A 26,283-nucleotide genomic window follows, 5' to 3' on the forward strand; every position below is an offset into this window, starting at 1 on the left:
GTCGGGGTGTGCCGGGCGCAGGACCGGGCCGGTCAGGCCCGCGCGGCGGCCGGGCCCACGGGGGCGGGGTGGTCCGGGCCGGGGCGGTCCGGACCGGTGCGCTCGAGCAGGGCGCGGGCGGCGGCGAGCACCTCGTCGGCGGTCACCGCGGCGAGGCGCTCGTCGAGCACGTCCGCGTGCGGGTCGCCCCAGGACCCGGCGTGCGGGTCGCCGTGCCACAGCACGGTGTGCAGGCCGGGGTCCACCGCCGGGCCCCACCAGGCGGGCGGGGTCGGGCCGAACAGGACCACGGAGGGCACCGCCAGGGCGGTGGCCAGGTGCGCCACGCCGGTGTCGGCGCTGAGCACCGCGGCGGCCGATCCGACCGTGGCGGTCAGCTGCTCGAGGGACAGGTCCCCGCAGCGGTCGTGGACCCCGGCCAGGCCCTCGGCGACGGCCGCGGCCAGGGGGGCCTCGGCGGCGGAGCCGGTGACCACCACGGTGCGGCCCCCGGCGGTGAGCTCCGCGGCGACGCGGCGCCAGCGCCCGGCCGGCCAGCGGCGGGCGGCCGAGGCCGCCCCGGGGTGGATCACCACGGGCGCGTGCGCGGGCGCCGGGACGGGGGCGCGCAGCCGGAGGTCCTCCGGGCCGCACCGGCCCCCCGCGGCGCCGACCAGCCGGCACCACCGGTGCACCTCGTGCTCGTCGGCGCGCCAGGCGGGCCCGTCGTGGCCGTCCGCGGCGAAGGCGACGAGGCGCCGGGGGTTGCCGGCCTGCAGCAGCTCGTGGCTGCGGGGCCCGCGCCCGTGGAGGTTGACGGCCACGTGCCCGCCGGGCAGCGGCGGCAGGGGCTCCAGCCCGGTCGTGGGCAGGACGGCGTCGACCACGCCGAGCCCGGCCAGCCACGTGCCGATCGCCTCCGGGGCGGCGAGCACGAGCCGGTGGCCGGGCAGCATCCGGCGCACCCCGCGCAGCGGGGCCACCCCGGTGAGGGCGTCGCCGAGGCCGAGGGCGCGCAGGACCAGGACGTCGCCGGGACCGAGGCCGTCGGGCTCAGCCCTCACGGCCGGCCCGCTGGAGGATCGCGGTCGTCGAGCGCCCGGAGAGATAGGGCAGGACGCTGACCTGCCCGCCCCAGCCCCGGACGTCGGCGGCCTCGGGCAGCTGCTCGGGGGTGTAGTCCCCGCCCTTGACCCACACGTCCGGGCGCAGGACGTTGAGCGCGGCGCGGGGGTCGTCCTCGTCGAAGACGACCACGGCGTCGACGCTGCGCAGGGCCGCGAGCACGCGCGCGCGGTCCTCCTGGCCGACCACGGGGCGTCCGGGCCCCTTGAGCCGGCGCACGGACCCGTCGGAGTTCAGCAGCACCACGAGGGCGTCGCCCAGGCGCCGGGCGGCGTCGAGGGAGGCGATGTGCCCGGCGTGGAGCACGTCGAAGCACCCGCCGGTGGCCACCACCGTCCCGCCGCGTCCGCGGACCTCCACGAGCAGGTCCTGGACCTCGCGCGGCAGCGCCGCGGCGCCGGGGGGCAGCTCCGGCCGCGCGCCGGTGCCGGCCGCACGGCGGGTGCGGAAGGTCGCGGCCCCGCCGTCGGCGACCCACTGCCCGGCGGCCTCCACGGCGGTCGAGACCGCTGCGGTGACGTCGGCGCCCCCGCCCAGGGCCAGGGCCGCGGCCGAGGCGAAGCGGTCACCCGCCCCGCACGGGTCGGTGTCGCGCACGGGGGCGGCGGGGACGTGCTCGGTGCCGGCGGCGGTGGCCAGCACGGCGCCCCGGGGCCCGGCCGTGACGGCGACCGCGCGGGCCGCCCAGCGCTCGCGCAGCACGGGCGCGAGCTCGCGCGGGCCGGCGCCGGGGCGCTCGGCGGCGGCCGCGGCCTCGGCGGCGTTGGGGGTCACGAGCGCGCACCCGGGCACGGGCTCGCCGCCGCGCGGGTGCGGGTCCCACACGACCGTGCCGGTGCGGGCGTGGTCGGTCAGCGCCCGGCGCACGGCCGGGTCCCGGGTGACCCCGCCCCCGTAGTCGGAGACGAGCACGGCGTCGGCGCCGGCCAGGACGCGGGCGACGGCCTCGGCGGTGACGCCCACGGGGGTGCCGGGCCCGCCCTCGTCCACGCGCACGAGGGTCTGGCCGGAGCTGCGGATGCGGGTCTTGGTGCGGGTCCCGCCCTCGTGGCCCAGCCGCTCGAGGGCGACCTCGCCGAGGGCGGCGGCCAGCTCGGCCCCGGCGGCGTCCGCGGCGACGGGGGCGAGCAGGGTCACCTGCGCCCGCGCGGGCACGGAGCCCACGGCCGGCGGCTCGGCGCACAGCAGGGCCGCGAGCCCGGCCCCGCCGGGACTGGCGAAGACGGCCTCGACGTCCACGACGGGCACGGGCGCGTCGGGGCTCAGACGGGTGGAGGTGCCGGTGACGTCCCGGTCGAGCAGGGCGTCGCCGACCACGACGATGCGGGCGGTGCTCATGCCACCCCCGCCCGCAGGGCCGTCCGCGGTGCGGGGGCCTCCTGCTCCTCGGGGGCCGGGGCGGGCGGGACCAGCCGGGCGTCGACGGCGGCGCACACGGCGTGCAGCAGCATCAGGTGGACCTCCTGGATCACCGAGGTGGACGGGGCGGCCACGGTCAGCGCCTCGTCGGCGAGCTCGGTCAGCGGATTGGGGCCCGGGCCGGTGAGGGCCCAGACGGTCAGGCCGTGCTCGCGGGCCCGCTCGGCGGCGGCGAGCACGTTGGGGCTGCGCCCGGAGGTGGACAGCAGCACGAGCACGTCCCCGGGCCGGCCGTGGGCGGCGACCTGGCGGGCGAAGAGCTCCTCGGCGCCGTAGTCGTTGACGATCGCGGTGAGGCTCGAGGTCTCGGCGGACAGGCACACGGCGGCCAGGGCCCGGCGCTCCTCGACGAAGCGGCCCACGAGCTCGGCGGTGAAGTGCTGGGCCTCGGCGGCGGAGCCGCCGTTGCCGGCGGCCAGGACGCGCCCGCCCGCGCCGAGCAGCCCGGCCAGGCGGGCGCCCCACCGGTCGACCGTCCCGGCGTGCTGGGCGGCGTCGCGGGCGGCCACGGCGAGCTCGTCGAGGTGGGCGCCCAGCCACGCCTCGGTGCGCTCGCGCAGCGGCGGGTGCTCCCGGCGGTGGCGCCCGAGCGCCCGCTCGTAGGAGCGCTCGGTCTGCTCGGCGACCCGCCCCCAGCCGAAGCGCCGCTCGACGCGCTCGCGGCCGGCCCGGCCCATGCGGGCGGCCCGCTGCGGGTCCTCGAGCAGGGCGCGCAGGGCGGTCGCGGCCCCGGCGGGGTCGCGCGGCGGCACGAGCAGGCCCGTGACCCCGTCCTCGACGCTGTCCAGCAGTCCGCCGACCGCGGAGCCGACCACGGGCCGGGCGCAGGCCATGGCCTCGAGCGGGACCATCCCGAAGGGCTCGTACCAGGGCAGGCAGGCGACCACGTCGGCCCCGGCCAGCAGCTCGGCGGTGTCCCGGTGGTCCACCCGGCCGAGCAGCTCCACCCGGTCGGCCACCCCGAGCTCCCGGGCCAGGGCCCGCAGGCGCAGGGCCTCGGGGTCCCGGTCGAGCTCGGCGCGGTCGGGTCCGCCGGCGACCACGAGCTCGGCGCCGGGCAGCTCGGCGAGCGCGCGCACGGCGACGTCGACGCCCTTGCGCTCGACCAGCCGGCCCAGGGCCAGGATCCGCTTGCGAGCCCCGGCCGGGCGCGGCGGGGCGGGGGCGAAGGCCCCGAGGTCGACCCCGCAGGGGACGACGTCGATGCGGGAGGGGTCCCCGCCGAGGGCGAGCAGCTCGGCGCGCTCGTCGCGGCACGTGGCCAGGACGAGGTCGGCGCCGGTGATCAGCCCGTGCTCGGCGGCGAGGCGCCCGGCGGGGCTGGTGTCGGCGGCGCCCTGGTGGCGGCGCTTGACGGCCCCGAGGGCGTGGAAGGTCTGCACCACGGGGATCCGGTGGGCCTCGGCGGCCCGGCGGGCGGCCAGCCCGGACATCCAGAAGTGGGCGTGGACGAGGTCGGGGGCGCCGGTGCGGGCCCAGTCGCGGGCGAGCCAGCGGCCGAACTCGTCCATGTAGGGGGCGAGCTCGTCCTTGGGCAGCGGCCCGGCGGGCCCGGCGGGCACGTGCACGACGCGCACGCCGGGGGCCTGCTCGACGACCTCGGGCAGGGCCGGGTCGTCGCGGCGGGTGTAGACGCTGACGTCGTGACCGCGGCGGGCCAGGCCCTCGGCCAGGGCGGCGACGTAGACGTTCTGCCCCCCGGCGTCGACCCCGCCGAGCGCGGCCAGGGGGCTGGCGTGCTCGGAGACCATTGCGATTCTCATGCTGTCACCTTCTCCAGGATGCGGTCCCAGTCCGCGTGGAAGCGGTCCGTACCGTAGTGTGCCAGGGCGTGCTCGCGGGCGGCGCTGCCCGCGGCGGCCGCCGCGGCGGGATCGGCCAGCCAGGCCCGCGCCTGCGCGGCGAGGGCCCGGGGGTCGTTGGAGAGCAGCCCCGCCTCCGGCGGGACCGCCCGGGGGGCCTCGGTCGTGGCGAGCCCGAGCACCGGCATCCCCAGGGTCATGGCCTCGAGCAGCGCCAGGCCCAGGCTCGTCCACCGGTAGGGGTGGAAGTAGGCCCGGTGGGCGCCCAGGGCCGCGTGCAGCCGGTGCTGGGGGTAGTTCTCGTGCAGGCCCCCGGCCAGGTGCGGGGCGGCGGCCGCGAGCTCGGCCATGCCCATGCCGTAGACCTCGACCGGCAGCTGCCGACCCAGGTCGACGACGAGGTCGGTGCCGGCGATCCGGGACCGGCGCACGGGCTCGTTGACGACCACGGCGAGGCTGTCGCGCTCCCCCGTGTAGAGGTGGCCGGGGTCGAGCACGCCGTGCTCGACGACCTCGGTGGGGGCCTCGCCGTTGTCCCACATCATGCGGTTGAAGTGGGTGACGTGCACGACGGGCACGTCCGTGCGCTCGGCCATGGGGTGGCGGGTGGTCGCGGCCGGCCCGCGCGGGGTGTCGTGCTCGACGTAGACGGCCGGCACGTCGCGCCCGGGGCGGCGGCCGGTCCAGCGCTCGAGCAGCCCGGCCTCGTGCGGGCGCTGGAGCACGACCGCGTCGAAGGCATCCCCGGCCAGCTGCTCGGGGGTCAGCTCGCGGGCGGCGGCGGGCCAGTCCCAGGTCTGCGCGCGGCCGCGGCCGTCGGGGCCGCGGTCCGGGAGCACGGGCAGGAGGTAGTCGTGGGGCCCGTGGACGAACGAGGTGGTCCAGGAGCCGTGGACGTGCCAGATCAGGATGCGCACGCGCGTCCTCCTTCGGGGTCGGGGGCGGGGTGACCGGCCAGCCGCTCGACGGCTGCGACCACGGCGGCGGGGCCGACCCCGGACAGGCAGGGGTGGCCGGGGACCGGGCAGTCCCGGGCGCGGGAGTCCCGGCAGGGGGCCTGCTGGTCCCCGAGCAGGACCACGGGCACGCCCCAGGGCGCCCACCGCTCGGGCGGGACCACCGGGGAGAAGAGGGAGACGACCGGGGTGCCCACGGCCGCGGCCAGGTGGGCGGGGCCGGTGTTGCCGACGACGGTGCACCGGGCGGCGTCCAGCACCGCGGCCAGGCCGGGCAGGTCGGTGCGCCCGGCGAGGTCGAGCACGGTCGCGCCGGGGGCGGCGGCGCGGGCGGCGGCCGCGGTCGCGGCGGCGAGCTCGCGCTCCCCCGGCCCGCCGGTGACGACGACGGCGTGGCCGGCGGCGGCCAGTCCCGCCGCCAGGGATCCGGCGTGGCCGGGAGCCAGCCCGCGCGAGGGCACGGAGGCCCCCGGGTGCAGGACCACGAAGTCCCCGTCCAGGGCGGCGACCTCGGCCGGCGGGTCCGGCAGCGGTCGGCGCACGGCCAGGCGCAGCCCGGGCCCGTCCGGTGCGGGGGCGCCGGCGGCGACGGCCAGCTCCACGGCGGCCTCCACCTCGTGGCCGCCGCCGGGCGGGTCGGCCCGGCGGTGGCGGACGTCGAGCAGCGACCCGGGGTAGTCCTCGCTCGTGCCCACGACCCGGGCGATGCCGGCCAGGCGGGCGAGCAGGGCCATCGGCAGCGGGGACTGGTGGTAGGAGGTGAACACCATGGCGAGGTCGTAGCCGCGCCCGGCGAGCTCGTCGACGAGCGCGAGGGTGGCCTCCCGGTCCACGGCCGGCGGGCGGAAGCCGGACCACGGCGCGGCGTGGACCAGCACCTCGGCCACGTCCGGCAGCAGCCGGGCCGCGGCGGCCCCGGCCGGGGAGGCCAGCAGGTCCACCGGGCCGAGGCGGGCCAGGGCCCGCACCGCGGGGCCGGTCAGCAGGACGTCCCCGTCCGAGTCGAGGCGGACGGCGAGGATGCGGCCCACGCTCAGCCCCGGCCCGCCGGGGCGGGGACCTCGAGGTCCGGCGCGGGCGCGCCGTGCGCACCGGGGGCGGGCCCGCCCAGGGCGGCGGCCACGGCCTCGGTCAGGGTCGCGGCGACCTCGGGGGCGGCGGCGACCTCCTCGGGGCGGGTGACCGGGGTGGGCACCAGCACGGAGCGGGCGCCGGCGGCCCGGGCCGCCTCGACGTCGGCGCCGATGTCGCCGATCAGCACGCACTCGGCGGGGTCCACGCCCAGCTCGGCGGCGGCGGCGCGGACCATGCCGGGGGCGGGCTTGCGGCACGCGCACCGGTCCTCCGGGGCGTGGGAGCAGACCTGCCAGGTGTCGAAGGGGCCCAGCAGCTCGGCGACGCGGGCGTTGACGGCGTCGACCTGGGCGCGGGTGAGCAGGCCCCGGCCGATCCCGGACTGGTTGGAGACCACCCCGACCCGGCACCCGGCGGCGCGGGCGGCGGCCACGGCCTCCCGGGCCCCGGGCACGAGCGCCACGAGCTCCGGGTCGCCGTTGTAGGGCACGTCGTGGACGAGCGTGCCGTCCCGGTCGAAGAGCACCGCGCGCACCGGCACGGGCCACGGCCCGGTGCGGCGGTGGCGCCACCAGCCGGTGACCCGGTGGCGCACGGCGGCCGGCGGGATCGCCGCGCTCGTGCGCGCCATGCGCGAGAGCTCGGGCAGGAACCCGTCGTCCCCGGGGCGGGGCCCGGGCGCGGTGCGCAGCAGCAGGAACCGGCCGGTGAGCCACCCCCACGCGGCCGCGCCGGCCGCGGCGGCCGTCAGGGCCGGGCGCACCGCGCCCCGCCGGCCCGCGGCCGCGGCGGCGAGGGCCGTGCCGGCCCCGGCCGCGGCCGTGCCCAGGGCGGCGACGGTCGCGACGTGCCACCGGAAGCCCCCGGGGGGCGCCTGGGCGGCGGTGCGCCAGTCCGGCCCGTGCAGCCGGCGCATGAGGGCGTCGTCCGCGTTGCCGGCCTGCACGCGCAGGGACACGAGGTCGTCGGCCGGGCGCACGGGGTGGGTGATCCGCCGCTGGCCGCGCACGAGCTGCCAGCCGGCCCGGCGCACGCGCAGGGCGAGGTCGGCGTCCTCCCGGTAGGCGCGCGGGAAGCGCTCGTCGAAGCCGTCGACCGCCTCGAGGGCGGCGACCCGGTAGGCCATGTCGGCGGTGGCCCAGTCGGCGCGCTCGAGGGAGGCGGTGTTGCGCTCCCAGTCGGTGGGCCGGCGGGTGCCCGGCAGCGGGACGTCGATCCGGCCCTGGGTCGCCCCGACCCGGGGCCCGCACGCGGCGAGGTCCTCGGCGAGCGCCCGGGCCCAGCCGGCGGGCAGCTCGACGTCGTCGTCGAGGAAGGCGATCCACTCGGCGCCCGAGCGGCGGGCGGCGCGCCAGCCGCGGTTGCGGGCGGCGGCGGGACCGCGGCCGTGGCCGCGCACGGTGCGCACGCTCCAGGCGACGGTCTCCGGAACGGTCGGGGTCAGCGGTGCCACGTCCCCGGGCCGGTCGTCGACGACGACGACCTCCAGCGGACCGGGGTGGGCGGCGTCGACGTCCTGGGCGGAGAGGGTGTCCAGCAGCCACTGCAGCGTGGGCCGGCCGACCGAGGGGATGACGACGGCGTAGGAGGCGGGTGCGGGGGTGCCGCCGGCGGCCGCGGTCATCGGGCCTCCTGGAAGAACGCGGCGCGGCGCACGAGGTGCGGGCCGAGCACGAGGGCGGCGACCGGGGCGGAGCCGAAGAGCTCGAGGGCGTCGCGGGGGTCGTCGACCATGGGCCGGCCGGCGGTGTTCAGGGAGGTGTTGACGACGACGGGCACGCCGGTGCGCTCGTCGAAGGCCCGCAGCAGCGCCGCGATCCCGGCGTTGTCCTCGTCCGTGACGGTCTGGATGCGGGCGGTGCCGTCCACGTGGGTGACGGTGGGGATCCGCTCCCGCCACTCGGGGGCCACGTCGTGGACGAAGAGCATGAACGGGCTGGGCATCGGCCCGCCGCTGAAGATCTCCTCGGCGCGCTCGGCGAGGACCATGGGGGCCACGGGCCGGAACTGCTCGCGGCCCTTGACGTCGTTGAGCCGCTCGAGGTTCTCGGCGTGCATCGGGTTGGCGATCAGGGACCGGCGGCCCAGGGCCCGGGGGCCGAACTCGCTGCGGCCGTCGAACCAGGCGACCACGCCGTTGTCGGCCAGGACGTCGGCGACCTCCCCGGCGAGGTCCTCGGGCGTGGTGAACGGCACCTGGGCGGTGGTCAGCCACCGGGCGAGCTCGTCGCCGGACCAGCTGCGCCCGAGGGCGGCGGTGGGCTGCGGGGCGCCGAGCTCCCCGGCCTCCTGGGCCAGGTGCAGGGCGGCGCCCAGGGCGGTGCCGGAGTCGCCGGAGGCCGGCTGGACCCAGACCTCCTCGAAGGGGGTCTCGCGCCAGATGCGGGAGTTGGCCACGCAGTTCAGGGCGGTGCCGCCGGCCATCGTCAGCACCCGGTCCCCGGTCCGCCCGTGCAGCCAGGTGGCGAGGTCCACGAGGACCTCCTCCACGACGGCCTGCACGGAGGCGGCGAGGTCGGCGTGGTCCCCGCCCCAGGTGCCGTCGTCGACCCGGCGCGGGGCGAAGCGGGTCCAGTCCGGGGCCTGGGCGCGGAAGCCGCCGTCGCCGGTGGCGCGCACGAGCTCGCGCAGCTCGGGCAGGAAGCGCGGTTCGCCGTAGGAGGCCAGGGCCATGACCTTGAACTCGTCGGAGGAGCGCAGGAAGCCGAGGTGGTCGGTGAGGGACTCGTAGAGCAGGCCCAGGGACTCGGGCAGGGCCTGGCGGTGGAGGACCTCCAGCTGCCCGTCGCGGTAGCGCCCGGCCAGGTGGGAGTGGGCCTCCCCGCGGCCGTCGACGACCAGCACGGAGCTGGTGCGCGAGGGGGCGGCCAGCCCGGCCGAGGCCGCGTGGGCGACGTGGTGCTCCACGAACCGGACCTTCTCCCGGTCCAGCCCGGGCAGCGCCTCGGCGAGGAAGCCGGGGGCCCGGCGGGCGTAGTCCACGCGCACGGGGTCGTAGGGGTCGTCCGGGATCTCGGCCGCGATCGAGGGGTCGAAGGAGTAGCCCACGGCGTCGAGGTCCGCCGGCGTCAGCCCGGCCTCGTCCAGGCACCAGCGCATCGCCTGCTCCGGCAGCTCCCAGGCCGAGAACGGCACGGGCCGCTTGCCGTGCTTGCGCCGCGAGAAGCGCTCCTCCTCCGCGGCCGCCACCACCTCGCCGTCCACGACGAGCGCCGCCGCGGGGTCATGAAAAATCGCGTTGATGCCCAGGAAGTTCATGATCCGGAGTATGGCACACGGTGATCAGGCGGCTGACATTGCCGGTGCGCATCCCGGGGCGGCGCGTCCGGCGGCCCTCAGCGCCCGGGCACCGCGGGGGCCGGGGCCAGGGCGGCCAGCAGCTGCGCGAGCTGTCCGGCCCCGGCCGGGGCGAGGGCGGCGCGCTCGGCGGCGGCCGCGCGGCCGGGCCCGGACAGGCACCAGTCCAGCAGCGCGTCGAAGTGCTCGCCCGCCCCGGCCCCGGCGGCCTCCTCCGCGCCGACCACGGCCGGCCAGTCCCAGGCCCGGGCCTGGGCGGTGACCTTCCCGCCCCCGACCACCGGGTCCACCGCCAGCACCGGCACCCCGGCGCGCAGGGCCAGGACCAGCCCGTGCAGGCGCATGCTCACCACGGCGTCGCAGCGGGCGGCCACGGACCCGGCCTGCGCCGGGGTCGCCGGCAGCCGCCAGTCGCGCGGGTCCAGCCGGGTCTCCAGGGGCAAGCGGGCCGCGTCGAGGCCTCCGAGCCACTGCTCGAGGCCGGCCCGCACCGCGTCGTGGCGCCGCAGCGTCCCGTACTCCCGCTGCCCGCCCGTGAGGTAGACGCCCAGCACGGGCACGAGCGCCGGCTCGGGACCGGCGGCCAGGTCGCGGTGGGCGCCCGCGCCGGGGCGGTCGCGGGCGATCACCCGGTGGAAGCCGGCCGTTGCCGGATCGGCGGGGTCGAGCACGCTGACCCCCACCGCGAGGCGCTCGCAGTGGGCGAAGCGCTCGTGCAGCTCCGCCACGGGGGTCCCCGTGGCCGGGCCGCAGACGAAGACGAGGTGGGTGTAGTCCTCCGGGCGGGCGTCGTCCAGGCGCAGCCCGCCCGGCGGGCACATCACGGCGCTCCAGGCCGTGTCGAAGGGCAGCCCGGTCGCGGCGAGGGCGCCGGCGACCGCCTCGGTCGCGAGGACGTCGCCCGCCGTCGCCTCGCCGTGCAGGACACTGGACCACCCGGCCACGAGAATGCGCATGGCCCCGACGCTATCGTGCCGTCACGGTCGGTCACGACACCGCCGGGCCCTGGCGGGTGCGCCGGCGCGCGCCTACCCTCGGAGGCACCGGTCCCGCACCGGCCGCCGTGCGCCGCCCGACCGCGGCCCGGGGCACCTCGCGGAAGGACCCGCCCCATGGACCACAAGCTCTCCGTCGTCGTGCAGGTCGACGTGGACGGCCGCTACGTCCACCTCCTCGTCACGGGCTGCCTCACCGAGCGCAACCACACCGGTCTGCCCCCGCTCGTGGAGCGGGCCCGCGCCCTGGCGCCGGGGGCGGCGGTCGACGTGGACCTCACCCGCGCCCACCACGTGGACCCCGGCGGGCTCGAGCGGCTGCGCCGCTGCCTCGACCCGGACGACGGCCCGGGCCCCGGCGGCCCCGTGCGCCTGCTGACCCGCCCGGCGCCGTTCGGGCTGCCCGTGCCGGGCGAGCCCTTCCTGCCGGCCGGGCCCTGGTCCGACGGCGGCCGGGACGGCGTCGCGGCCTGAGGCCGCTCCCACCGGGCGCGTGCCTCAGCCCGGGCGGGCGGGCACCGGGCGGGGCCGGGCGGTCCGGTACCAGCCGGCGAGCAGGAGCACCATCAGGGCGACGTCGACGACGTCGCCGCCGTAGTACATCAGCTGCGCCCCCGTCCGCGCCTCGGCCGCCCCGACCCCTGCCGGCGGGTGCGCCCACAGCCACTTGGCGAGCACGGAGTGGGCCGCGACGAAGACCACGAGCACCGCCGCCCGCACCCGCAGGGACGCCCGGTGCGGATCCGGGTCCGCCCCCACCAGCGACGCGGTGAGCACGCACCCGGCCAGCACGACGTGGGCGTGCACCAGCGCGTGGACGGGCACCGAGGCGTGCATCAGCCGGTAGAGCTCCGTGGTGTAGAGCAGCCACAGCCCGCCGAGGTTCAGCGCCGCCGCGACCACCGGGTGCGTGAGCACCCGCACGGCCGGGGTGCGCAGCACGCGCACCAGCGCCCGCGCCCGGCCGGCGGGCAGCGCCCGCAGCACCAGGGTGACCGGGGCGGCCCGGACCAGCAGCAGCGGGGCGAGCATGCCCGCGAGCAGGTGCGCGCCCATGTGGGCGGGGAACCCGGTGCGGGCGGCGGCGGCCAGCGGCCCGGCCAGCCCGGCGCCGGCGGCGACCAGCCCGGCCGCCCACAGCACCGTGCGGTGCACCGGCCACGGGCCGCGGTCCCGGGCCGCCCGCAGCGCGAGCGCCCACCCGGCCGCGGCCGCGAGCAGGAGCAGCAGCACGGCGCCGTCGTGCAGGACCCAGGGGGACGCCCCGGCCCCCGCCCCGTGGCCGGCGTGGTCCACGCTCAGCGGGCCGGGCGGGCGACGCGCAGCACGGCCAGCCCGGCCAGCAGCGCCAGGGCCGCGGAGCCGATCCAGGTGGCGTCGTAGACGAGCAGGTCCACGTCGTAGCGGATCTGGTGGATCCGCAGCACCTTGTGCAGGACCACGCCGTCGACCAGCTGGAAGAGCCCCGCGCCGGCCAGCACCGCCCCGACCCAGCGGGCCCAGCGCACCTCGGCGCGGCGGCGGACGTCGGCGAGCAGGAACAGGCCCCACACGGTGAGGAACCACCCGGCGGCGTGGAAGAGGCCGTCGGCGGCCAGGGCGACCGCCGTGGTGGACAGGTCGTAGAAGTGGTGCCACTGCAGGAGCAGGTGGAAGACGAGCAGGTCGATCAGCGACGCGGCGATCCCGCAGCCGAACAGGACCCCGGAGAGCACGGTCCGGCGCTCCGCGGGCCCCGTGCGGCGGGGCCCGGGTGCCGGAGCGTCGGCAGGTGTCACGGGGGTCTCCTCCGGGTCGGGCCGCCGGGTCCGGTCCCCGCGGCGGCGCGGGCGCTGCCCCCAGCGTAGGCCCGCGCGGCGCGGTGTCCAGGCCCGCGCCCGCCGCCGGGCCCGGACGCGGCGCGGGTGGTTCAATGGCAGGCGTGCGCAACGAGAACCTTTCCCGCCGCGAGGCCGCCGACCGCTCCGCGCTGATCGCCGTGGAGGACTACGAGGTGCTGCTGGACCTCTCCGCGGCCCCGGACCCGGCCGTGGGCACCTTCCCGACGACGACCACGGTGCGCTTCCGCGCCGAGGAGGGCGCCCAGAGCTTCCTGGACCTCGTCGCCGCGACCGTGGAGTCCGTGGTCGTCAACGGCACCGAGCTGGACCCCGACGACGTCGTCGAGGGCGCCCGGGTCCGGCTGCCCTCGCTGGCCGCCCACAACGAGGTCACGGTGGTGGCCCGGGGGCGGTACTCCCGCTCGGGCGAGGGGCTGCACCGGTTCACGGACCCGGCCGACGGCGCCGTGTACCTCTACACCCAGTACGAGCCGGCCGACGCCCGCCGGGTGTTCGCCTGCTTCGACCAGCCCGACCTCAAGGCCTCCTTCCGCTTCGCCGTCGTGGCCCCGCAGGGCTGGGAGGTCTCCTCGAACGGGGTGCGCATGGCCGCGGCGCCCGAGCCGGCCGCGGAGCGGGCGGGGGCGGTGCGCCACGCGTTCTCGGCCACCGAGCGGATCTCGACCTACATCACGGCGGTCCTCGCCGGGCCCTACGCCCGCGTGACCGGGGAGTGGCGCCACGCCTTCGAGGACGGCTCCCGGATGAGCGTGCCGCTGGCCCTGTACTGCCGGGCCTCCCTCGCGGAGCACCTGGACGCCCGCGAGCTGTTCGACCTCACCCGGCAGGGGCTGACGTTCTTCACGGAGCTCTTCGGCCGGCCCTACCCGTTCGGCAAGTACGAGCAGGCCTTCGTGCCCGAGTACAACCTCGGGGCCATGGAGAACCCCGGGCTGGTGACCTTCACGGAGGAGTACCTCTTCCCCGACGGCGCGACCCGCGCCCAGCTGCAGGGCCGGGCCAACACCCTGATGCACGAAATGTCCCACATGTGGTTCGGCGACCTCGTGACCATGCCGTGGTGGGACGACCTGTGGCTGAAGGAGTCCTTCGCCGAGTTCATGGGGGCCCACGCCTCCGTGCGCGCCACCGACTTCGAGGAGGCCTGGATCGCCTTCGCCGACCGCCGCAAGGCGTGGGCCTACCGCCAGGACCAGCTGCCGACCACCCACCCCGTCGTCGCCGACGTGCCCGACCTCGAGGCCGCGAAGCAGAACTTCGACGGCATCACCTACGCCAAGGGCGCGGCCGTGCTCAAGCAGCTCGTGGCCTTCGTGGGCTACGGCCCGTTCGTGGCGGCCTGCCGGGAGCTGTTCCGCCGCCACGCCTGGGGGTGCGCGGGCCTCGAGGACTTCCTGGCGGTGCTCGCCGAGGCCTCCGGCCGGGACGTGCGCGGCTGGGCCGACGCGTGGCTGGGCACCGCGGGGGTCGCCACCCTCTCCCTGGACCTGGCCCGCGACGACGACGGCGCCGTCGGCTTCGCCGCGCTGCTCCAGGAGCCCGGGTCCGGGGTGCTGCGCCCCCACCGGCTGCTGCTGGGCAGCTACGAGCGCGGCCCGGGGGACCTGCTGGTGCGCACGGGCACGGTCGAGGTGGACCTGCCGGCCGCCGCCTCGGTGGAGGTCCCGGAGCTCGTGGGCTCGACCGCTCCCCTGGTGCTCGTCAACGAGGAGGACCTCACCTACGCGAAGGTGCGCCTGGACCCGGTCTCCCTGGCCACGGCCCTGAGCTCCCTGTCCTCGGTCGAGGACGGGATGGCGCGCGCGCAGCTGTGGTCCGCGCTGTGGAACGCCGCCCGGGACGCCGAGCTCGACCCCTCCGACTTCGTCGGCGCGGTGCTCGACCACGGCTTCGACGAGCCCCTGGCCGGGGTGTTCGCCACCGCCGGGGACCGGGCCGTGGAGGCCGTCGAGCGGCTGGCCCCGCGCGCGGCCCGGGCGCGGCTGCGCGGGCGGCTGCTGGACGCCGTGGTCCGCGAGCTGCGCGCCGCCGACCCGGGCGGGGACCGGCAGCTGGCCCTGGCCCGGCTGGCCGCCCGGCTGGCCCGCCGCGACGGCGGCCACGCCGCGTGGCTGCGGGACCTGCTCGAGGGCCGGGCCGCACTGCCGGGCCTGCCCCTGGGGCCGGAGCTGCGCTGGGCCCTGTGGACGGCCCTGGCCGCGACCGCCGCCGGCGAGGACCCGGCGCTGACGGCGGCCCTGGAGCGGGAGCAGGCCGCGGACCGCACCCGCACGGGGCTGCTCGGCGCCGCGCGGACCCGCGCCGCCGTGCCCACCCCGCAGGCCAAGGCCGCCGCCTGGGCGGCGATCACCGGGGAGGAGCTGTCCAACGACCTGCTCACCGCGACGATCACCGGCTTCCGCCTCGGGCCCCCGGAGCTGCTCGAGGCCTACCGCGAGCGCTACTTCGCGATGCTCGAGGAGGTCTGGGCCCAGCGCTCGATCGGGATGGCCACGCGGCTGGTGGAGGGCCTCTACCCCTCGGACGCCGACCTCGAGCCCGGCCACGACCCGGCCCGCCACCCCGTGGTGGCGCGCACGGAGCTGTGGCTGTCCAACCACACCGGGGCGCCCGCGGCGCTGCGGCGGATCCTCGTGGAGGAGCGCGAGCACCTGCTGCGGGCCCTGCGCGCCCAGGCGGCCGCCCGCGGCTGAGCCCCCGGCCCCGGGCGCGGGAGGGCGTCGGCGCAGGTCGACGGCGTCTGCTGCCTCCGCCGGGCGCCGCCGGAATCGTGAGAAGCTATGGACGACTCGAACACCCCCCAGCTCCGCCGAGGGAGACCATGACCGACTACGCGCTGAACGACCGCGGCTCTCTGGAGATCGTCACGGAGAACTTCTACGACACCGAGATCATGCGGGTGTTCGGCGGGCTGTCCTTCGGGAAGCTGCGCACGTGGGAGGGCCCCGCCGCGCTGGTCCCGGAGCCGGACAACCCCTTCGACCCCACCACGGTCTCGGTGCGGATCGGGCGCAACAAGATCGGCCACCTCGCCCAGCAGGACGCCCAGCGCTACTGGCCCTACCTGGCCCGGGTGGTCGCCTCGGGGTACACGCCCGTGGCGCCGCTGAAGCTGGAGGCGACCGTGCTGCGCCAGGACGGGCAGGCCGAGGTGGACGCCACCGCCCGGCTGTCCATCGCTGCCCCGGACCTGCTGTTCCCGCTCAACACCCCGCCCGCGCAGGCGGCGGTGCTCCCCCAGGGCCCGTCGATCAAGGTCCTCGACGAGCAGGAGTTCGCGGAGTACCTGCACGGGATCGTCCCGCCCTCGGGCGAGGGGAGGGTGATGCTCACCCTCGAGGTCAACAAGGTGCGCAACTCCCACGGGCAGACCGTGGACACCGTCGACGTCCTCTACGAGCGCCGGCAGGTGGGGCGGCTGGCGACCCAGATGTCGCGGCAGTTCATCCCGATCATCGACCACGCCTTCCAGCACGACCTGCTCACCGCGGTCTGGGGCACGGTGCGCGGCTCCGCCTACGAGGTGTCGATGACGGTCCAGGCGGCGCGGCCCGACGAGATCCCCGCGTCCTGGTTCGAGGAGCTGCCCAACGACGTCCCCGAGCTGCTGCCGCCCGCCGAGAGCTACCCCGTGCCCGACGCCTACGTCCCCGCCGAGGCCGACCGCTCCCGCAACGCCCGCAAGTGGCGCAAGGGCTTCGCGGTCGCCGCCCCGGCCGAGGCCCCGGCGGGCCCCGAGGCGGGCCCGTCGGCCCAGCGCTCCGCCGGCGGGTCCGGGCCCACGTCCTTCGGGCAGGTCTCGGTGGCGGTGTGGGCGCTGCTGGCGATGACCCTGGTGCTCGGGGTGGTCGGCGTCGTCTTCCTCGGCATCGAGCCGCTGGTCAGCGCCCTGTGCTTCATCGTGGCCGTGGCCACCGGCTTCATGTCCTTCTACCTGGCGCGGATGAGCGTGGCCGGGCGATGATCAGCCGGCGGGAACGGTTCCTCCAGATCCTGGAGGTGCTCTCCAAGCACGGGTTCGGCTTCGCCCTGGGCGGGATCAAGGAGCAGTGGCGGGCGCCGCTGGCGCGGGTGCGGCTGATCGACCCGGAGAAGCTCTACAGCCAGCCCGTGCACCTGCGCCAGGCCCTCGAGGAGCTCGGCCCCACGTTCGTGAAGCTCGGCCAGCTGGTCTCCACCCGCCCAGACCTGCTGCCCCCGCGCTACGTGCAGGAGCTGGCGCGCCTGCAGGACAGCTCCCCGCCGGTGCCGCCCGAGCGGATCCGGGAGATGATCGAGTCCGAGCCCGACTCCGCCGCGGAGGAGATCCTCGCCCGGATCGACCCGGTGCCGCTGGCCACCGGCTCGATCGGGCAGGCGCACGCGGCCGTCTACCAGGGCGTCGAGGTCGTCGTGAAGGTGCGCCGGCCCGGGGTGGTCGAGGAGGTCAACCGCGACCTGGAGATCCTCGCGGAGCTCGCGAAGCTGCTGGGCACCTACTGGCCCGCCGTCGAGCACTTCGACCTCGAGGGCCTGGCCGACGAGTTCGCCCAGTCCCTGCGCGAGGAGCTGGACTACCTCACCGAGGCCCGCAACGCCCAGCGGATGGCGGAGAACTTCACCGGGGACCCCACGATCCACGTGCCCCGGATCTTCTGGGAGGCCACGACCTCCCGGATCCTCACGATGGAGCGGGTCCGCGGGATCAAGATCAACGACTACCCCGCCCTCGAGGCCGCCGGACTGGACCGCCACCAGCTGGCCGTGGACTCGACCGAGGCGATCTGCCGGATGATCTTCGAGCACGGGTTCTTCCACGCCGACCCGCACCCGGGCAACCTCTTCGTGGAGGCCGGCGGGCGGATCGGAATCATCGACTTCGGCATGATGGGCACGCTCTCCGACGAGTTCCGCGACCACCTGGTGACCGTCATGCTCGGGGTCGTGCAGCAGAACCCGCGGCGGGCCGCCGCGGGGCTGCTCGGGGTGACCTGGCAGGAGCAGGACGTCAACAAGAAGGAGCTCGAGCGCGACGTCGCGCTGCTGCTGCGCCGCTACGCCAACCGGCCCCTGCAGGAGGTGCGCATCGGGCACCTGATGGGCGACCTGATCCGGCTGCTGCGCCGGTACCGGATGCACCTGCCCCGGGAGTCCGCCCTGTTCCTGCGGATGCTGGTGACGGCCGAGTCCGTGGGCACGGGCCTGGACCCCGGCTTCGACCTCGTCTCGGTGCTCACCCCCTACGCCCAGCGCTTCGTGCTCCACCGCCTCTCCCCCGAGGTGCTGCTCAAGCGCCTGCGCGAGATCGTCGAGGACGCCGTGCAGATGGGCGTGGAGGCCCCCGAGTACCTGCGCCGGCTGATCGTGGTGCTCGAGCGCGGCGGCTTCGACGTCCACCTGCGCGGCGACGAGCTCGAGCCGCTGCTGCAGCGCGGGGAGAAGATCGGCCACCAGGTCGTGGCCGGCGCCGTGATCGCCGCGTCCATCAACGGCATGGCCCACATCCTCGCCTCGGACCCCGAGCGGTGGCGGAGGTTCCACACCCCGCTGATCGCCGGCGGGGCGACCACCGTGGGCACCATGGCCGGCTACCTGGTGCTCTCCACCAACGTGCCCCGGGCGCGGCGGCTGGTCTCGGCGCTGCGCGGACGCCGCCGCCTCTGAGGCAGCCCGCCCCGGGGCCGGTTGACGGGACGGTAGTCACCCCCGGATAACACGGCCCGTCCCACCATGGCCGTGCAGCCGGGGCGCCGCCCCTGGACCGCCCGCCGCGCGGACGGCGAACGCCGTGGTCCCCGGCCGCCCACGCACCGCCCCACCGGCGGGGCGGCCCGGGCCGCCCCGCCCCGTCCGCAGGAGACCGCCATGTCCGCACCGCAGATCCCCGCTCCCCGTCCTCCCGCCCGCCCCGCACCGTCCGTGTCCCGGCGGGGGCTGTTCACGGCCGGCGCGGCCCTGGGCACCGGCGCGGCCCTGGGCACCGCCTCCGGGGCCGGCGCCGTGACCCTCGCCCCGGCCGCCTGGTCCGGGTGGGAGAGTCTCGGCGGGGTGTGCCGCCTCGGCACGGGCGTCTCCTCGTGGTCGCGCCACCGCCTGGACTGCTTCGTGGCCGGCACCGACTCCGCGCTGTGGCACAAGTGGTGGGACGGCCGCCGCTGGTCGCAGTGGGAGAGCCTCGGCGGGGTGCTCACCTCCAACCCCGCGGCCGTCTCGTGGGGCCCGAACCGGATCGACGTCTTCTGCATCGGCACCGACGCCGCCCTGTGGCACCGGTGGTGGGACGGCCGCCGCTGGTCGCAGTGGGAGAGCCTCGGCGGGGTGTGCCGCGAGGGCGTGGCCGTCTCCTCGTGGGCGCGCAACCGCCTGGACTGCTTCACGGTGGGCACCGACGGCGCCCTGTGGCACAAGTGGTGGGACGGCCGGCGCTGGTCGCACTGGGAGAGCCTCGGCGGGGTCGTCCACGGGGTGCCGGCCGCCGTGTCCTGGGGCTGGAACCGGATCGACTGCTTCGCGCTGGGCACCGACAACGCGATGTGGCACCGCTGGTGGGACGGCCGCCGGTGGCGCGGCTGGGAGAGCCTCGGCGGGAACTGCCGGTGGGGCGTGGGCGCCTCCTCGTGGGAGCGCAACCGGCTGGACTGCTTCGTGGTCGGCACCGACGCCGCGCTGTGGCACAAGTGGTGGAACGGCCGGCGCTGGTCGGGGTGGGAGAGCCTCGGCGGGGCGCTGTACTCCAACCCCTCCGCGGTGTCCTGGGCGCGCGGGCGCATCGACTGCTTCGGCATCGGCGGCGACTCCGCCCTGTGGCACAAGTGGTGGTCCTGACCGCCGCGGCGCCGACGCCCCGGCCCGGGCCCCGCCGCCTCCCGGCGGCGGGGCCCGGCCGCGTCACGGACCGCCGCGCACGGGCGTCCCCGTTGACTTCCCCCACCTCCCGGCCGAGCATGGCCGTGGGCGCCCGGACGGGCGTCGTGCCTGGTCAGCGAGGGGTTCGGGATCATGGACGACGACGGTGCGATCGAGCTGGAGCTGCTGGGCCGGTGGCGGGCGGGCACGGGCGGGCACGCCGTGGCGGTCGGCCCGCGCCAGCAGCGGCTGCTCGCGGCGCTGGCGGTGCACGGCGAGCGCTCCCGCCGGTTCCTCGAGGGCCTGCTGTGGCCGGAGGACGACGAGGCCCACGCCCGGGGCAGCCTGCGGGCGGCCGTCTTCGCCGTCACCCGCCGCCTGCCCGGGGCCCTCGAGTGCCGGGGCGCCGGGCTGGCCCTGGGACCGCGCGTGGTGGTGGACCTGCACGGGCTGCGCCGGGAGCTGGAGGAGCCCGCCCCCGAGGGCCCGGAGGCCGGGCTGCGGGCCGCCGCGGCGGACCGGCGGCTGCTGGCGGGCTGCCGGGCGGGGCTGCTGCCGGGGTGGTACGACGACTGGGTGCTCGAGGAGCAGGAGCGGCTGGGGCAGCAGTGCGTCGTCGTCCTCGAGCGGCGCGCCGGGCAGGCGCTGGCCCTGGACGACCCCTACCGGGCGCTGCTGCTGGCCTCTGCGGCCCGGGACCTGGACCCGCTGCGGGAGAGCGCGGTGCGCGCGCTCGTGCGCGCCCACCTGGCGCTGGGCAACGGGGCCGCCGCCGAGCGGGCCTGCCGCGAGCACGCGGACGCCCTGGCCCGCGAGCTGGGCGCGGCCCCCTCGCCGCGGCTGACGGGACTGGTGCGCACGGCCCGCGGCGCCTGAGACGCGGGCCGTGCGCCCGGGCTCAGGAGCCGGCGGGCGGCATCTCGACGTGCACGACCTTGACCTGGGTCATCTCGTCGAGCAGCTCGGGGCCGTAGCCGAACCCGGCGCCGCTGGCCCGGCGCGGCTGGGCGGCCCCGCCGGGGGCGCCGCCGAAGACGTTGTTGACCTTCAGCGTGCCCACGGGCAGCTCCGCCACGGCCTGCTGGGCGTGGGCGATCCGGCCGGTGAGCACGGTCGCCGCGAGCCCGTAGCGGTCGGCCGCGGCCAGGCGCAGGCCCTCCGCGAAGGAGTCGACGACCTGCACGGGGGCCACGGGGCCGAAGGTCTCCTCCTGCATCACGGGCATCGAGCCGGTGCACTCCCGCAGCACGGTCGCGGGGTAGAACACCCCGGGGCCCTCGGGCACCCGCCCGCCCTCGAGCACGACGGCGCCCCGGGCGGCGCTCTCGGCCACCTGCCGGTGGACCTCCTCGCGCAGCCGCTCGTCGACCAGCGGGGCGATGCCCCCGGCGTTGCGGCGGCGGGCCTGCTCGGTGAGCGCCGCCAGGAACGGCTCGGCGACGGCGCGGTGGACGTAGATCCGCTCGACGGCCACGCAGATCTGCCCGGAGTTGGCGAACGCGCCGGTCGCGGCCTGCTCGGCGGCCCAGGCGGGGTCGACGTCGTCGTCGACGACGAGCGCGTCGTTGCCGCCGTTCTCGCGCACCACGTGGGCGCCGGTCGCCGCCGCCGCGCGGGCCACGGCCTCCCCGGTCGCGGTCGAGCCGACGTGGGCGAGGACGTCCACGCCGGGGTGGGCCGTGAGCTGCGCGCCGACGGCGGCGCCGCCGTCGACGGTCGTGAGCACGCCCGGCGGCAGGGCGGCCGCGAGCACCTCCCCGAGCCGGGCGCCCGTGTGGGGGCAGCGCTCGCTGGGCTTGTGCACCACGGTGTTGCCGGTGACGACCGCGGCCCCGAGCAGGCCGGCGGCCACGGCCACGGGGTCGTTCCAGGGGGTCAGGGCCACGACGACGCCGCGGGGCTCCGCGACCGTCCAGTCGGCGGCGAGGACGGACCCGCGCAGGCTGTGGCCGCGGTGGACGGGGCCGAGCTCGGCGTACTGGTGGAGGGTGCCGACCCCGGCCATGACCCCGCCCAGGGACTCCTCCACGGGCTTGCCCGTCTCGCGGGCGTTGAGCTCCGCCAGCTCCCGGGCGTGCTCGGCGAGGCGGTCGGCGGCCGCGCGCAGCAGGCTCCCCCGCTCGGCGGGGTCGGTGCGCGCCCACCCGGGGGCCGCGGCGCGGGCGGTCTCCACCGCGGCGCGGACCTGCTCCTCGGTGGCGGCGGGCACGACGCCGACCAGCGTGCCGTCGCGGGGGTCCCGCACGGTCAGCTCGGTCGCGGCGGTGGTGGTGACGGATGTCATGGAGCTCCTTCGTCGGTCCGGTGGCCGCGCCCCGGGTGCTCCGGGGCGCGGCGGGGCTGTCCTGGTGAAGCATACTTACCGACCCCGCCGGAGCGGCTACGGTAGCTGTGACCAGGCCGGCGCACCCGCGGCGGCCTGAGCGCTGTCCCGGACCGGGACGGCCCCGCCGCGCCCGGCCCCCGCCGCGGCGCGGCAGCGCACAGCAGAGAGGACATTGCATGAGTTCCCAGCCCACCACCCCCGGCCGCGTCCTGATCACCGGCGGGGCCTCGGGCCTCGGCGCCGCCCTGGTCGAGGCCGTCCGTGCCGCCGGCGGCACCCCCATCGTCCTGGACCGGGACACCAGCGCGCTCGAGGGCGTGGCCGCCTACGAGGTCGACGTCGCGGACACCGCGGCCGTCACCGCGACGGTCCGGGAGGCGGTCGAGGCCGCCGGCGGGCTGGAGGCGGTCGTCACGGCCGCGGGCATCGACCGGTGCGGGCGGCTCGAGGACGTCGCGGCCGAGGACTGGGAGAAGGTCGTGGCCGTCAACCTCTTCGGCACCGTCTCCGTGGTCCGCGCCGCCCTGCCGGCCCTGCGCGCCTCGCGCGGGCGCGTGGTGACGGTCGCCTCGACCCTGGCCCTGAAGGGCGTCTCGGACGCCACCGCCTACTGCGCCTCCAAGTTCGGCGTGCTGGGCTTCACCCAGGCCCTGGCCGCCGAGCTCAAGGGCGAGGTCGGCGTCACCCAGCTGATCCCCGGCGGGATGAAGACCCGGTTCTTCGACGACCGCGACGAGCAGTACAAGCCCCAGGACGACTCCCAGCTCAACGACCCGGAGAACGTGGCCGCGGCCGTGCTGTTCGCCCTGAGCCAGCCGGCCGGGTGCGAGGTGCGCGAGCTGTTCATCGCCCACGCCGAGGAGGGCTCCTGGCCCTGAGCCGGCCCGGCGGGCCCCGCCCGCGGCCGCCGGCGGCCGCGGGCGGGGCCCTCGCCCCACCCCTTGCGAACGACGACCGGGACGGGGCGGCATCGCCGCAGGTGAGCGCGTGGTCTGTCCCCAAAAGCAGGGACTTCAGCACTCCCCCCTTCTCATGCACGCGCATCTAGACTGGGGGGACCCCCCGCCCCGACGTCCCGGAAGGCCCGAACCAGCGTGGAGACCAGACCCCGGCCGGCGACGGCCCGCGTGCCCCTCACCGTCCGGTGCCTGGACGCGCAGGGCCGGCCCGTGCGCCTGTCCGCCCGCTCCCTGGGGCGCGGCTCCAACGACCTGCAGGCGCTGCTGCGCAGCGCCTACGGCGCCGTGCGCGGGGTCCCGGCCGCGGAGCCGGTGACGGTCTCGTTCATCGAGGGCGAGCACGGGCAGCTGCGGCTGGAGTACCTGGCCCTGGGCGCGCCGCCGTGCCGGCGCCGGTTCGGCCTGCGGGGCCGGCGCACCCGGCGGGACGGCGGCGAGGAGGTCGCCACAGCCCTCGCCCAGGCGGCCCTGGTGGTCGGCGAGGCCGTGGAGACCATCGGCGTCCTCACCACCGCGGGCAGCGCCCGCTGGGCCGCGGCGGACACCCCCGAGTTCGTGGACCTGGTGCGCGACGACGGGCTGGTGCGCCGGGTGCCCGCGGCCGTGCGCACCCTCGTGGAGGACCCGCAGACCCTCGACCTCTTCCGCGGGGCCCTGACCCTGTTCGTGGCCGACGACGTCGAGCGGCTGATCATCGGCCGCGACCCGGAGACCCCCGGCCGCTACCACGAGGTGGTGCTCACCCGCTCCCCCGAGCTGCTGCGCTTCCTCGGCGGGGAGCCCCTGAGCTCCCTCGCCGGCGCCGACCCGGCCCCCTGAGCGCGCACCGGGCGGCCGTCCCCTAGACTGGGGCGGCCGACCGCCCCCTGGGGACGGGTCCGGCGCCCGCGCGATCGCCGACCCCGGAGGGACGATGACGGACACGACCACCGCCCCGGGGGCGCCCCCGGCCGACCGCGACGGCACCGCCGTGGCCGCGGGCGTGCGCCGCGCCGCCCGCCGCTCCCGCGGCCGGCGCCTGGTCCTTCAGGCCGCGGTCCTGGTCGCTGTGCTCGCCCTGTGGTGGCTGGTCACGGCCCTGCAGCTGGTGCCCGCCCTGTACCTGCCCTCGCCGGGGGCGGTGCTGCACTCCTTCGTGCAGGCCAACACCTGCCGGCCCGTGGCCGAGGGACTGTCCCGCACCGTGTGCGGGGAGCAGAACTACTACCTGTGGGAGCACCTGGTCGCCTCCCTGCAGCGGATCGCCGCCGGCCTCGGCACGGCGGTCCTCGCCGGCCTGGCCGTGGGCTTCCTCATGGGCTCCTCGAGGTGGCTGTCCGTCGCGTTCGAGCCCTACCTGAACTTCCTGCGGGCGCTGCCCCCGCTGGGCTACATCGGCCTGCTCATCGTGTGGCTGGGCATCGGCGACGCCTCGAAGAACGTCCTGCTGTTCCTCGCCGCCTTCCCCCCGATCGTCATCGCCACCGTGCAGGGGGTGCGGGGCGTGTCCGCGGACCGCACCAACGCCGCCCTGTCCCTGGGCGCGTCCCGGACGCAGGTGGCGACCCAGGTCGTGCTGCCCTCCTCGCTGCCGAGCATCCTCTCGGGCGTGCGGCTGGCGGCCGGCTTCGCCTGGACCACGGTCGTGGCCGCGGAGCTCAACAACGGCATCCCCGGCATCGGCGGGCTGGCCTACCTCTCCGGCACCCAGCTCAACACGCCCCTCACCATCGCCTGCATCATCACGATCGGCCTCGTGGCCGTGGCCCTGGACGCCCTCATCGTCCGGCTCGGGCACGTCCTGGTCCCGTGGCAGGGAAAGGCCTGACCATGACGAGATCCCGCACGCGGCCGCTGGCCCTGGCCGCCGCCGTGGCCGTGCTCGCCACCGGCTGCGTCGAGTCCGGGCGCACCGTCCACCCCGACGCCGTGCAGCCGGAGGCGAGCTGCCCCGTCGAGCCCGACCCCTCGATCACCACCACCGCCCGCATCGCCTGGCAGGCGATCCCCAACGGCGACCTGGTCGTCAAGGACCGGCGCGTGCTCGAGGCGTGCATGCCCAACGCCGAGATCACGTGGTCGAAGTTCGACTCCGGCGGGGACGTGGTCCAGGCCTTCGGCGCCGGCTCCGTGGACCTGGGGCTGATCGGCTCCAGCCCCGCGGTCAAGGCGGTCTCCCCGCCCCTGGACATCGACCTGCGCGTGCTGTGGCTGACCGACGTCATCGGCTCCGCGGAGTCCCTGGTGGTCCGCGACGCGGACGTGCGCTCGGTGCGCGAGCTCGCCGGCCGGCGGATCGCCACGCCGTTCGGCTCCACCGCCCACTACTCGACGCTCTCCGCGCTGCGGGAGGCCGGGATCGAGGACGAGGTCGAGCTGGTCAACCTCTCCCCAGACAAGATGGCCGCCGCCTGGCAGCGCGGGGAGATCGACGCCGCGTGGGTGTGGGCCCCGACCCTCCCGGAGCTGCGCCGCACCGGGACGGTCGTGCTCACCAGCGCCGAGACCGCCGAGGCCGGCCACCCGACCTTCGACATGGCCGCCGCCACCGCCGGGTTCGTCGAGGACAACGAGGACTTCGTGCGGATGTGGACCGTGGCCCAGGACGAGGCGGCCCGGGCGCTGGCCGCCGGCGAGCCCGGGGCCGTGGAGTCCGTGGCGGTGCAGCTGGGCGTCTCCCCCGACGCCGCCCGGGAGCAGATCCGGGGCCTGCGCTACCCCGACGCGCGGGAGCAGGCCGGTCCGGAGTTCTTCGGCGGGGCCCTCGGGGACGTGCTGGGGGACACCGCCGCCTTCCTCGTCGAGGCCCGCGAGACGGACGGCACCGCGCCCCCGGCCACCTACCGGCAGATGCCCTACGCCGAGGCGATCGAGGAGGTGGCCGCCCGATGAGCCGCGCCGGCGAGCCCGGGGCCGCCCCCCGGTCCGGCACCCGCGACCTCGTCCTCGACGGGGTCGGCCACCACTACGTCACGGACGCCGGGGAAGTCGTCCACGCGGTCGCCCCGACCAGCCTGCGCATCCCCGGCGGGCAGTTCGTCTGCGTGGTCGGCCCGTCCGGCTGCGGCAAGACCACGCTCCTGCGGGTGCTCGCGGGCTTCCTGCGCCCCTCGGCCGGCACCGCCCGCTACGGCGAGGAGGCGATCACCGGGCCCTCCCACCACCGAGGGGTGGTCTTCCAGCAGCCCAGCCTCTACCCGTGGCTGACGGTGCGCGGCAACGTCGAGCTGGGGCCCCGGTTCCGGGGCGTGTCCCGGCCGCGGCGGCGCGAGCGGGCCGAGGAGCTGCTGGGGATGGTGGGCCTCGAGCGCTTCGGGGACGCGAAGCCCTACGAGCTCTCCGGGGGCATGCAGCAGCGGGCCCAGATCGCCCGGGTGCTGGCCAACCAGCCCGAGGTCGTGCTCATGGACGAGCCGTTCGGGGCCCTCGACGCCCTGACCCGCGAGCGCCTGCAGACCGACCTGCTGCGCATCCAGCGCCGCCGGCGCCAGACGGTGTTCTTCATCACCCACAGCGTCGAGGAGGCCGTGTTCCTGGGCGACCGGGTGCTGGTGATGAGCCCGCGCCCGGGCCGGGTGGTCCTGGACGAGCCGGTGGACCTCGCCTCCGTCCTGGGCCCGGACGTGGGTGCGGAGATGAAGTCGGCCCCGGAGTTCATCGCGATCCGCGACCGGGTGGCCGCCGCGATCGAGCTCTCCTGAGCCGC

Annotated in this window: 22 protein-coding genes; 11 read left to right on the top strand and 11 right to left on the bottom strand. The window is 77.5% G+C overall.

Annotation, left to right across the window (positions count from 1 at the left end; genetic code table 11):
* Positions 1–32: 32 nt before the first annotated feature.
* From LQU92_RS15085 to LQU92_RS01660, 8 genes are all read right to left on the bottom strand, one after another.
* Complete coding sequence (locus LQU92_RS15085; protein ID WP_308071568.1) at positions 33–1,043, bottom strand: glycosyltransferase family 9 protein; 1,011 nt, start codon at positions 1,041–1,043, stop codon at positions 33–35.
* Complete coding sequence (locus tag LQU92_RS01630) at positions 1,033–2,442, bottom strand: PfkB family carbohydrate kinase (protein ID WP_230660179.1); 1,410 nt, start codon at positions 2,440–2,442, stop codon at positions 1,033–1,035. The genes LQU92_RS15085 and LQU92_RS01630 overlap by 11 nt, the downstream gene beginning before the upstream one ends.
* On the bottom strand, positions 2,439–4,286 hold the full coding sequence (locus tag LQU92_RS15185; protein ID WP_230660182.1) for a glycosyltransferase: 1,848 nt from the start codon (positions 4,284–4,286) through the stop codon (positions 2,439–2,441). Before LQU92_RS15185 ends, LQU92_RS01630 begins: the two co-directional genes overlap by 4 nt.
* On the bottom strand, positions 4,283–5,242 hold the full coding sequence (locus LQU92_RS01640; RefSeq protein ID WP_230660185.1) for a glycosyltransferase: 960 nt from the start codon (positions 5,240–5,242) through the stop codon (positions 4,283–4,285). The genes LQU92_RS15185 and LQU92_RS01640 overlap by 4 nt, the downstream gene beginning before the upstream one ends.
* Positions 5,230–6,312: a glycosyltransferase family 9 protein gene (locus tag LQU92_RS01645; RefSeq protein WP_230660187.1), complete on the bottom strand. Its 1,083-nt coding sequence runs from the start codon at positions 6,310–6,312 to the stop codon at positions 5,230–5,232. The genes LQU92_RS01640 and LQU92_RS01645 overlap by 13 nt, the downstream gene beginning before the upstream one ends.
* Before the next feature lie 2 nt (positions 6,313–6,314).
* Positions 6,315–7,979: an HAD-IIIA family hydrolase gene (locus LQU92_RS01650; protein ID WP_230660190.1), complete on the bottom strand. Its 1,665-nt coding sequence runs from the start codon at positions 7,977–7,979 to the stop codon at positions 6,315–6,317.
* Positions 7,976–9,613, bottom strand: a complete 1,638-nt coding sequence (locus LQU92_RS01655) for a carbamoyltransferase C-terminal domain-containing protein (RefSeq protein ID WP_230660193.1) — start codon at positions 9,611–9,613, stop codon at positions 7,976–7,978. Before LQU92_RS01655 ends, LQU92_RS01650 begins: the two co-directional genes overlap by 4 nt.
* Before the next feature lie 77 nt (positions 9,614–9,690).
* Entirely contained in the window at positions 9,691–10,608 is a 918-nt protein-coding gene (locus LQU92_RS01660) for a polysaccharide pyruvyl transferase family protein (RefSeq protein ID WP_230660196.1), read from the bottom strand.
* Positions 10,609–10,764: 156 nt separating this feature from the next.
* Here LQU92_RS01660 and LQU92_RS01665 point away from each other — a divergent pair, with 156 nt between their 5' ends.
* The gene (locus LQU92_RS01665) at positions 10,765–11,121 is read left to right on the top strand and encodes a hypothetical protein (protein ID WP_101852398.1); all 357 of its coding nucleotides are present in this window, start codon (positions 10,765–10,767) and stop codon (positions 11,119–11,121) included.
* Positions 11,122–11,145: 24 nt separating this feature from the next.
* On the opposite strand, the gene LQU92_RS01670 is transcribed toward LQU92_RS01665, so the two are convergent.
* Entirely contained in the window at positions 11,146–11,943 is a 798-nt protein-coding gene (locus tag LQU92_RS01670) for a cytochrome c oxidase assembly protein (RefSeq protein WP_230660199.1), read from the bottom strand.
* A 2-nt stretch (positions 11,944–11,945) separates the two neighbouring features.
* Positions 11,946–12,425 carry a DUF2243 domain-containing protein gene (locus LQU92_RS01675; RefSeq protein ID WP_230660202.1) on the bottom strand — a complete coding sequence of 160 codons (480 nt, stop codon included), beginning with the start codon at positions 12,423–12,425 and terminating at the stop codon, positions 11,946–11,948.
* Between the two features lie 134 nt (positions 12,426–12,559).
* On the opposite strand from LQU92_RS01675, the gene pepN reads away from it, so the two are divergent.
* From pepN to LQU92_RS01700, 5 genes are all read left to right on the top strand, one after another.
* Positions 12,560–15,181 (top strand): aminopeptidase N, encoded by a 2,622-nt coding sequence (gene pepN, locus LQU92_RS01680; protein WP_255666937.1) that lies wholly within the window; start codon positions 12,560–12,562, stop codon positions 15,179–15,181.
* Between the two features lie 128 nt (positions 15,182–15,309).
* Positions 15,310–16,452 carry a hypothetical protein gene (locus LQU92_RS01685; protein ID WP_101852401.1) on the top strand — a complete coding sequence of 381 codons (1,143 nt, stop codon included), beginning with the start codon at positions 15,310–15,312 and terminating at the stop codon, positions 16,450–16,452.
* Complete coding sequence (locus tag LQU92_RS01690) at positions 16,449–18,131, top strand: AarF/ABC1/UbiB kinase family protein (RefSeq protein ID WP_230660205.1); 1,683 nt, start codon at positions 16,449–16,451, stop codon at positions 18,129–18,131. Before LQU92_RS01685 ends, LQU92_RS01690 begins: the two co-directional genes overlap by 4 nt.
* A 201-nt stretch (positions 18,132–18,332) precedes the next feature.
* A complete protein-coding gene (locus tag LQU92_RS01695) occupies positions 18,333–19,292 on the top strand; it encodes a hypothetical protein (RefSeq protein WP_230660207.1) in 960 nt (319 codons plus the stop codon).
* A 174-nt stretch (positions 19,293–19,466) separates the two neighbouring features.
* The gene (locus tag LQU92_RS01700; protein WP_101852403.1) at positions 19,467–20,189 is read left to right on the top strand and encodes a BTAD domain-containing putative transcriptional regulator; all 723 of its coding nucleotides are present in this window, start codon (positions 19,467–19,469) and stop codon (positions 20,187–20,189) included.
* Positions 20,190–20,211: 22 nt separating this feature from the next.
* Here LQU92_RS01700 and LQU92_RS01705 read toward each other — a convergent pair whose 3' ends face one another.
* Positions 20,212–21,597: an aldehyde dehydrogenase gene (locus tag LQU92_RS01705; RefSeq protein WP_230660209.1), complete on the bottom strand. Its 1,386-nt coding sequence runs from the start codon at positions 21,595–21,597 to the stop codon at positions 20,212–20,214.
* A gap of 218 nt (positions 21,598–21,815) precedes the next feature.
* On the opposite strand from LQU92_RS01705, the gene LQU92_RS01710 reads away from it, so the two are divergent.
* The 5 genes from LQU92_RS01710 (at position 21,816) to LQU92_RS01730 (ending at position 26,278) form a co-directional block, all read left to right on the top strand.
* Positions 21,816–22,517 carry an SDR family oxidoreductase gene (locus tag LQU92_RS01710; RefSeq protein WP_230660212.1) on the top strand — a complete coding sequence of 234 codons (702 nt, stop codon included), beginning with the start codon at positions 21,816–21,818 and terminating at the stop codon, positions 22,515–22,517.
* A 216-nt stretch (positions 22,518–22,733) separates the two neighbouring features.
* Positions 22,734–23,417, top strand: a complete 684-nt coding sequence (locus tag LQU92_RS01715) for a hypothetical protein (protein WP_143709908.1) — start codon at positions 22,734–22,736, stop codon at positions 23,415–23,417.
* A gap of 94 nt (positions 23,418–23,511) precedes the next feature.
* Positions 23,512–24,405 carry an ABC transporter permease gene (locus LQU92_RS01720; RefSeq protein ID WP_230660215.1) on the top strand — a complete coding sequence of 298 codons (894 nt, stop codon included), beginning with the start codon at positions 23,512–23,514 and terminating at the stop codon, positions 24,403–24,405.
* A gap of 2 nt (positions 24,406–24,407) precedes the next feature.
* On the top strand, positions 24,408–25,469 hold the full coding sequence (locus LQU92_RS01725) for an ABC transporter substrate-binding protein (protein WP_230660218.1): 1,062 nt from the start codon (positions 24,408–24,410) through the stop codon (positions 25,467–25,469).
* On the top strand, positions 25,466–26,278 hold the full coding sequence (locus tag LQU92_RS01730; protein ID WP_230660221.1) for an ABC transporter ATP-binding protein: 813 nt from the start codon (positions 25,466–25,468) through the stop codon (positions 26,276–26,278). The genes LQU92_RS01725 and LQU92_RS01730 overlap by 4 nt, the downstream gene beginning before the upstream one ends.
* Positions 26,279–26,283 lie beyond the last annotated feature (5 nt).

It is taken from the genome of Kocuria sp. LUK (assembly GCF_021012935.1).
Taxonomy (GTDB): domain Bacteria; phylum Actinomycetota; class Actinomycetes; order Actinomycetales; family Micrococcaceae; genus Kocuria; species Kocuria flava.

Coding starts and splice junctions, on each gene's coding strand:
- LQU92_RS01710 (WP_230660212.1), top strand. CDS start 21,816: ATGAGTTCCCAGCCCACCACCCCCGGCCGCGTCCTGATCACCGGCGGG.
- LQU92_RS01655 (WP_230660193.1), bottom strand. CDS start 9,613: ATGAACTTCCTGGGCATCAACGCGATTTTTCATGACCCCGCGGCGGCG.
- pepN (WP_255666937.1), top strand. CDS start 12,560: ATGGCAGGCGTGCGCAACGAGAACCTTTCCCGCCGCGAGGCCGCCGAC.
- LQU92_RS15185 (WP_230660182.1), bottom strand. CDS start 4,286: ATGAGAATCGCAATGGTCTCCGAGCACGCCAGCCCCCTGGCCGCGCTC.
- LQU92_RS01630 (WP_230660179.1), bottom strand. CDS start 2,442: ATGAGCACCGCCCGCATCGTCGTGGTCGGCGACGCCCTGCTCGACCGG.
- LQU92_RS01695 (WP_230660207.1), top strand. CDS start 18,333: ATGTCCGCACCGCAGATCCCCGCTCCCCGTCCTCCCGCCCGCCCCGCA.
- LQU92_RS01690 (WP_230660205.1), top strand. CDS start 16,449: ATGATCAGCCGGCGGGAACGGTTCCTCCAGATCCTGGAGGTGCTCTCC.
- LQU92_RS01720 (WP_230660215.1), top strand. CDS start 23,512: ATGACGGACACGACCACCGCCCCGGGGGCGCCCCCGGCCGACCGCGAC.
- LQU92_RS01725 (WP_230660218.1), top strand. CDS start 24,408: ATGACGAGATCCCGCACGCGGCCGCTGGCCCTGGCCGCCGCCGTGGCC.
- LQU92_RS01705 (WP_230660209.1), bottom strand. CDS start 21,597: ATGACATCCGTCACCACCACCGCCGCGACCGAGCTGACCGTGCGGGAC.
- LQU92_RS01665 (WP_101852398.1), top strand. CDS start 10,765: ATGGACCACAAGCTCTCCGTCGTCGTGCAGGTCGACGTGGACGGCCGC.
- LQU92_RS01700 (WP_101852403.1), top strand. CDS start 19,467: ATGGACGACGACGGTGCGATCGAGCTGGAGCTGCTGGGCCGGTGGCGG.
- LQU92_RS01660 (WP_230660196.1), bottom strand. CDS start 10,608: ATGCGCATTCTCGTGGCCGGGTGGTCCAGTGTCCTGCACGGCGAGGCG.
- LQU92_RS01730 (WP_230660221.1), top strand. CDS start 25,466: ATGAGCCGCGCCGGCGAGCCCGGGGCCGCCCCCCGGTCCGGCACCCGC.
- LQU92_RS01685 (WP_101852401.1), top strand. CDS start 15,310: ATGACCGACTACGCGCTGAACGACCGCGGCTCTCTGGAGATCGTCACG.
- LQU92_RS01650 (WP_230660190.1), bottom strand. CDS start 7,979: ATGACCGCGGCCGCCGGCGGCACCCCCGCACCCGCCTCCTACGCCGTC.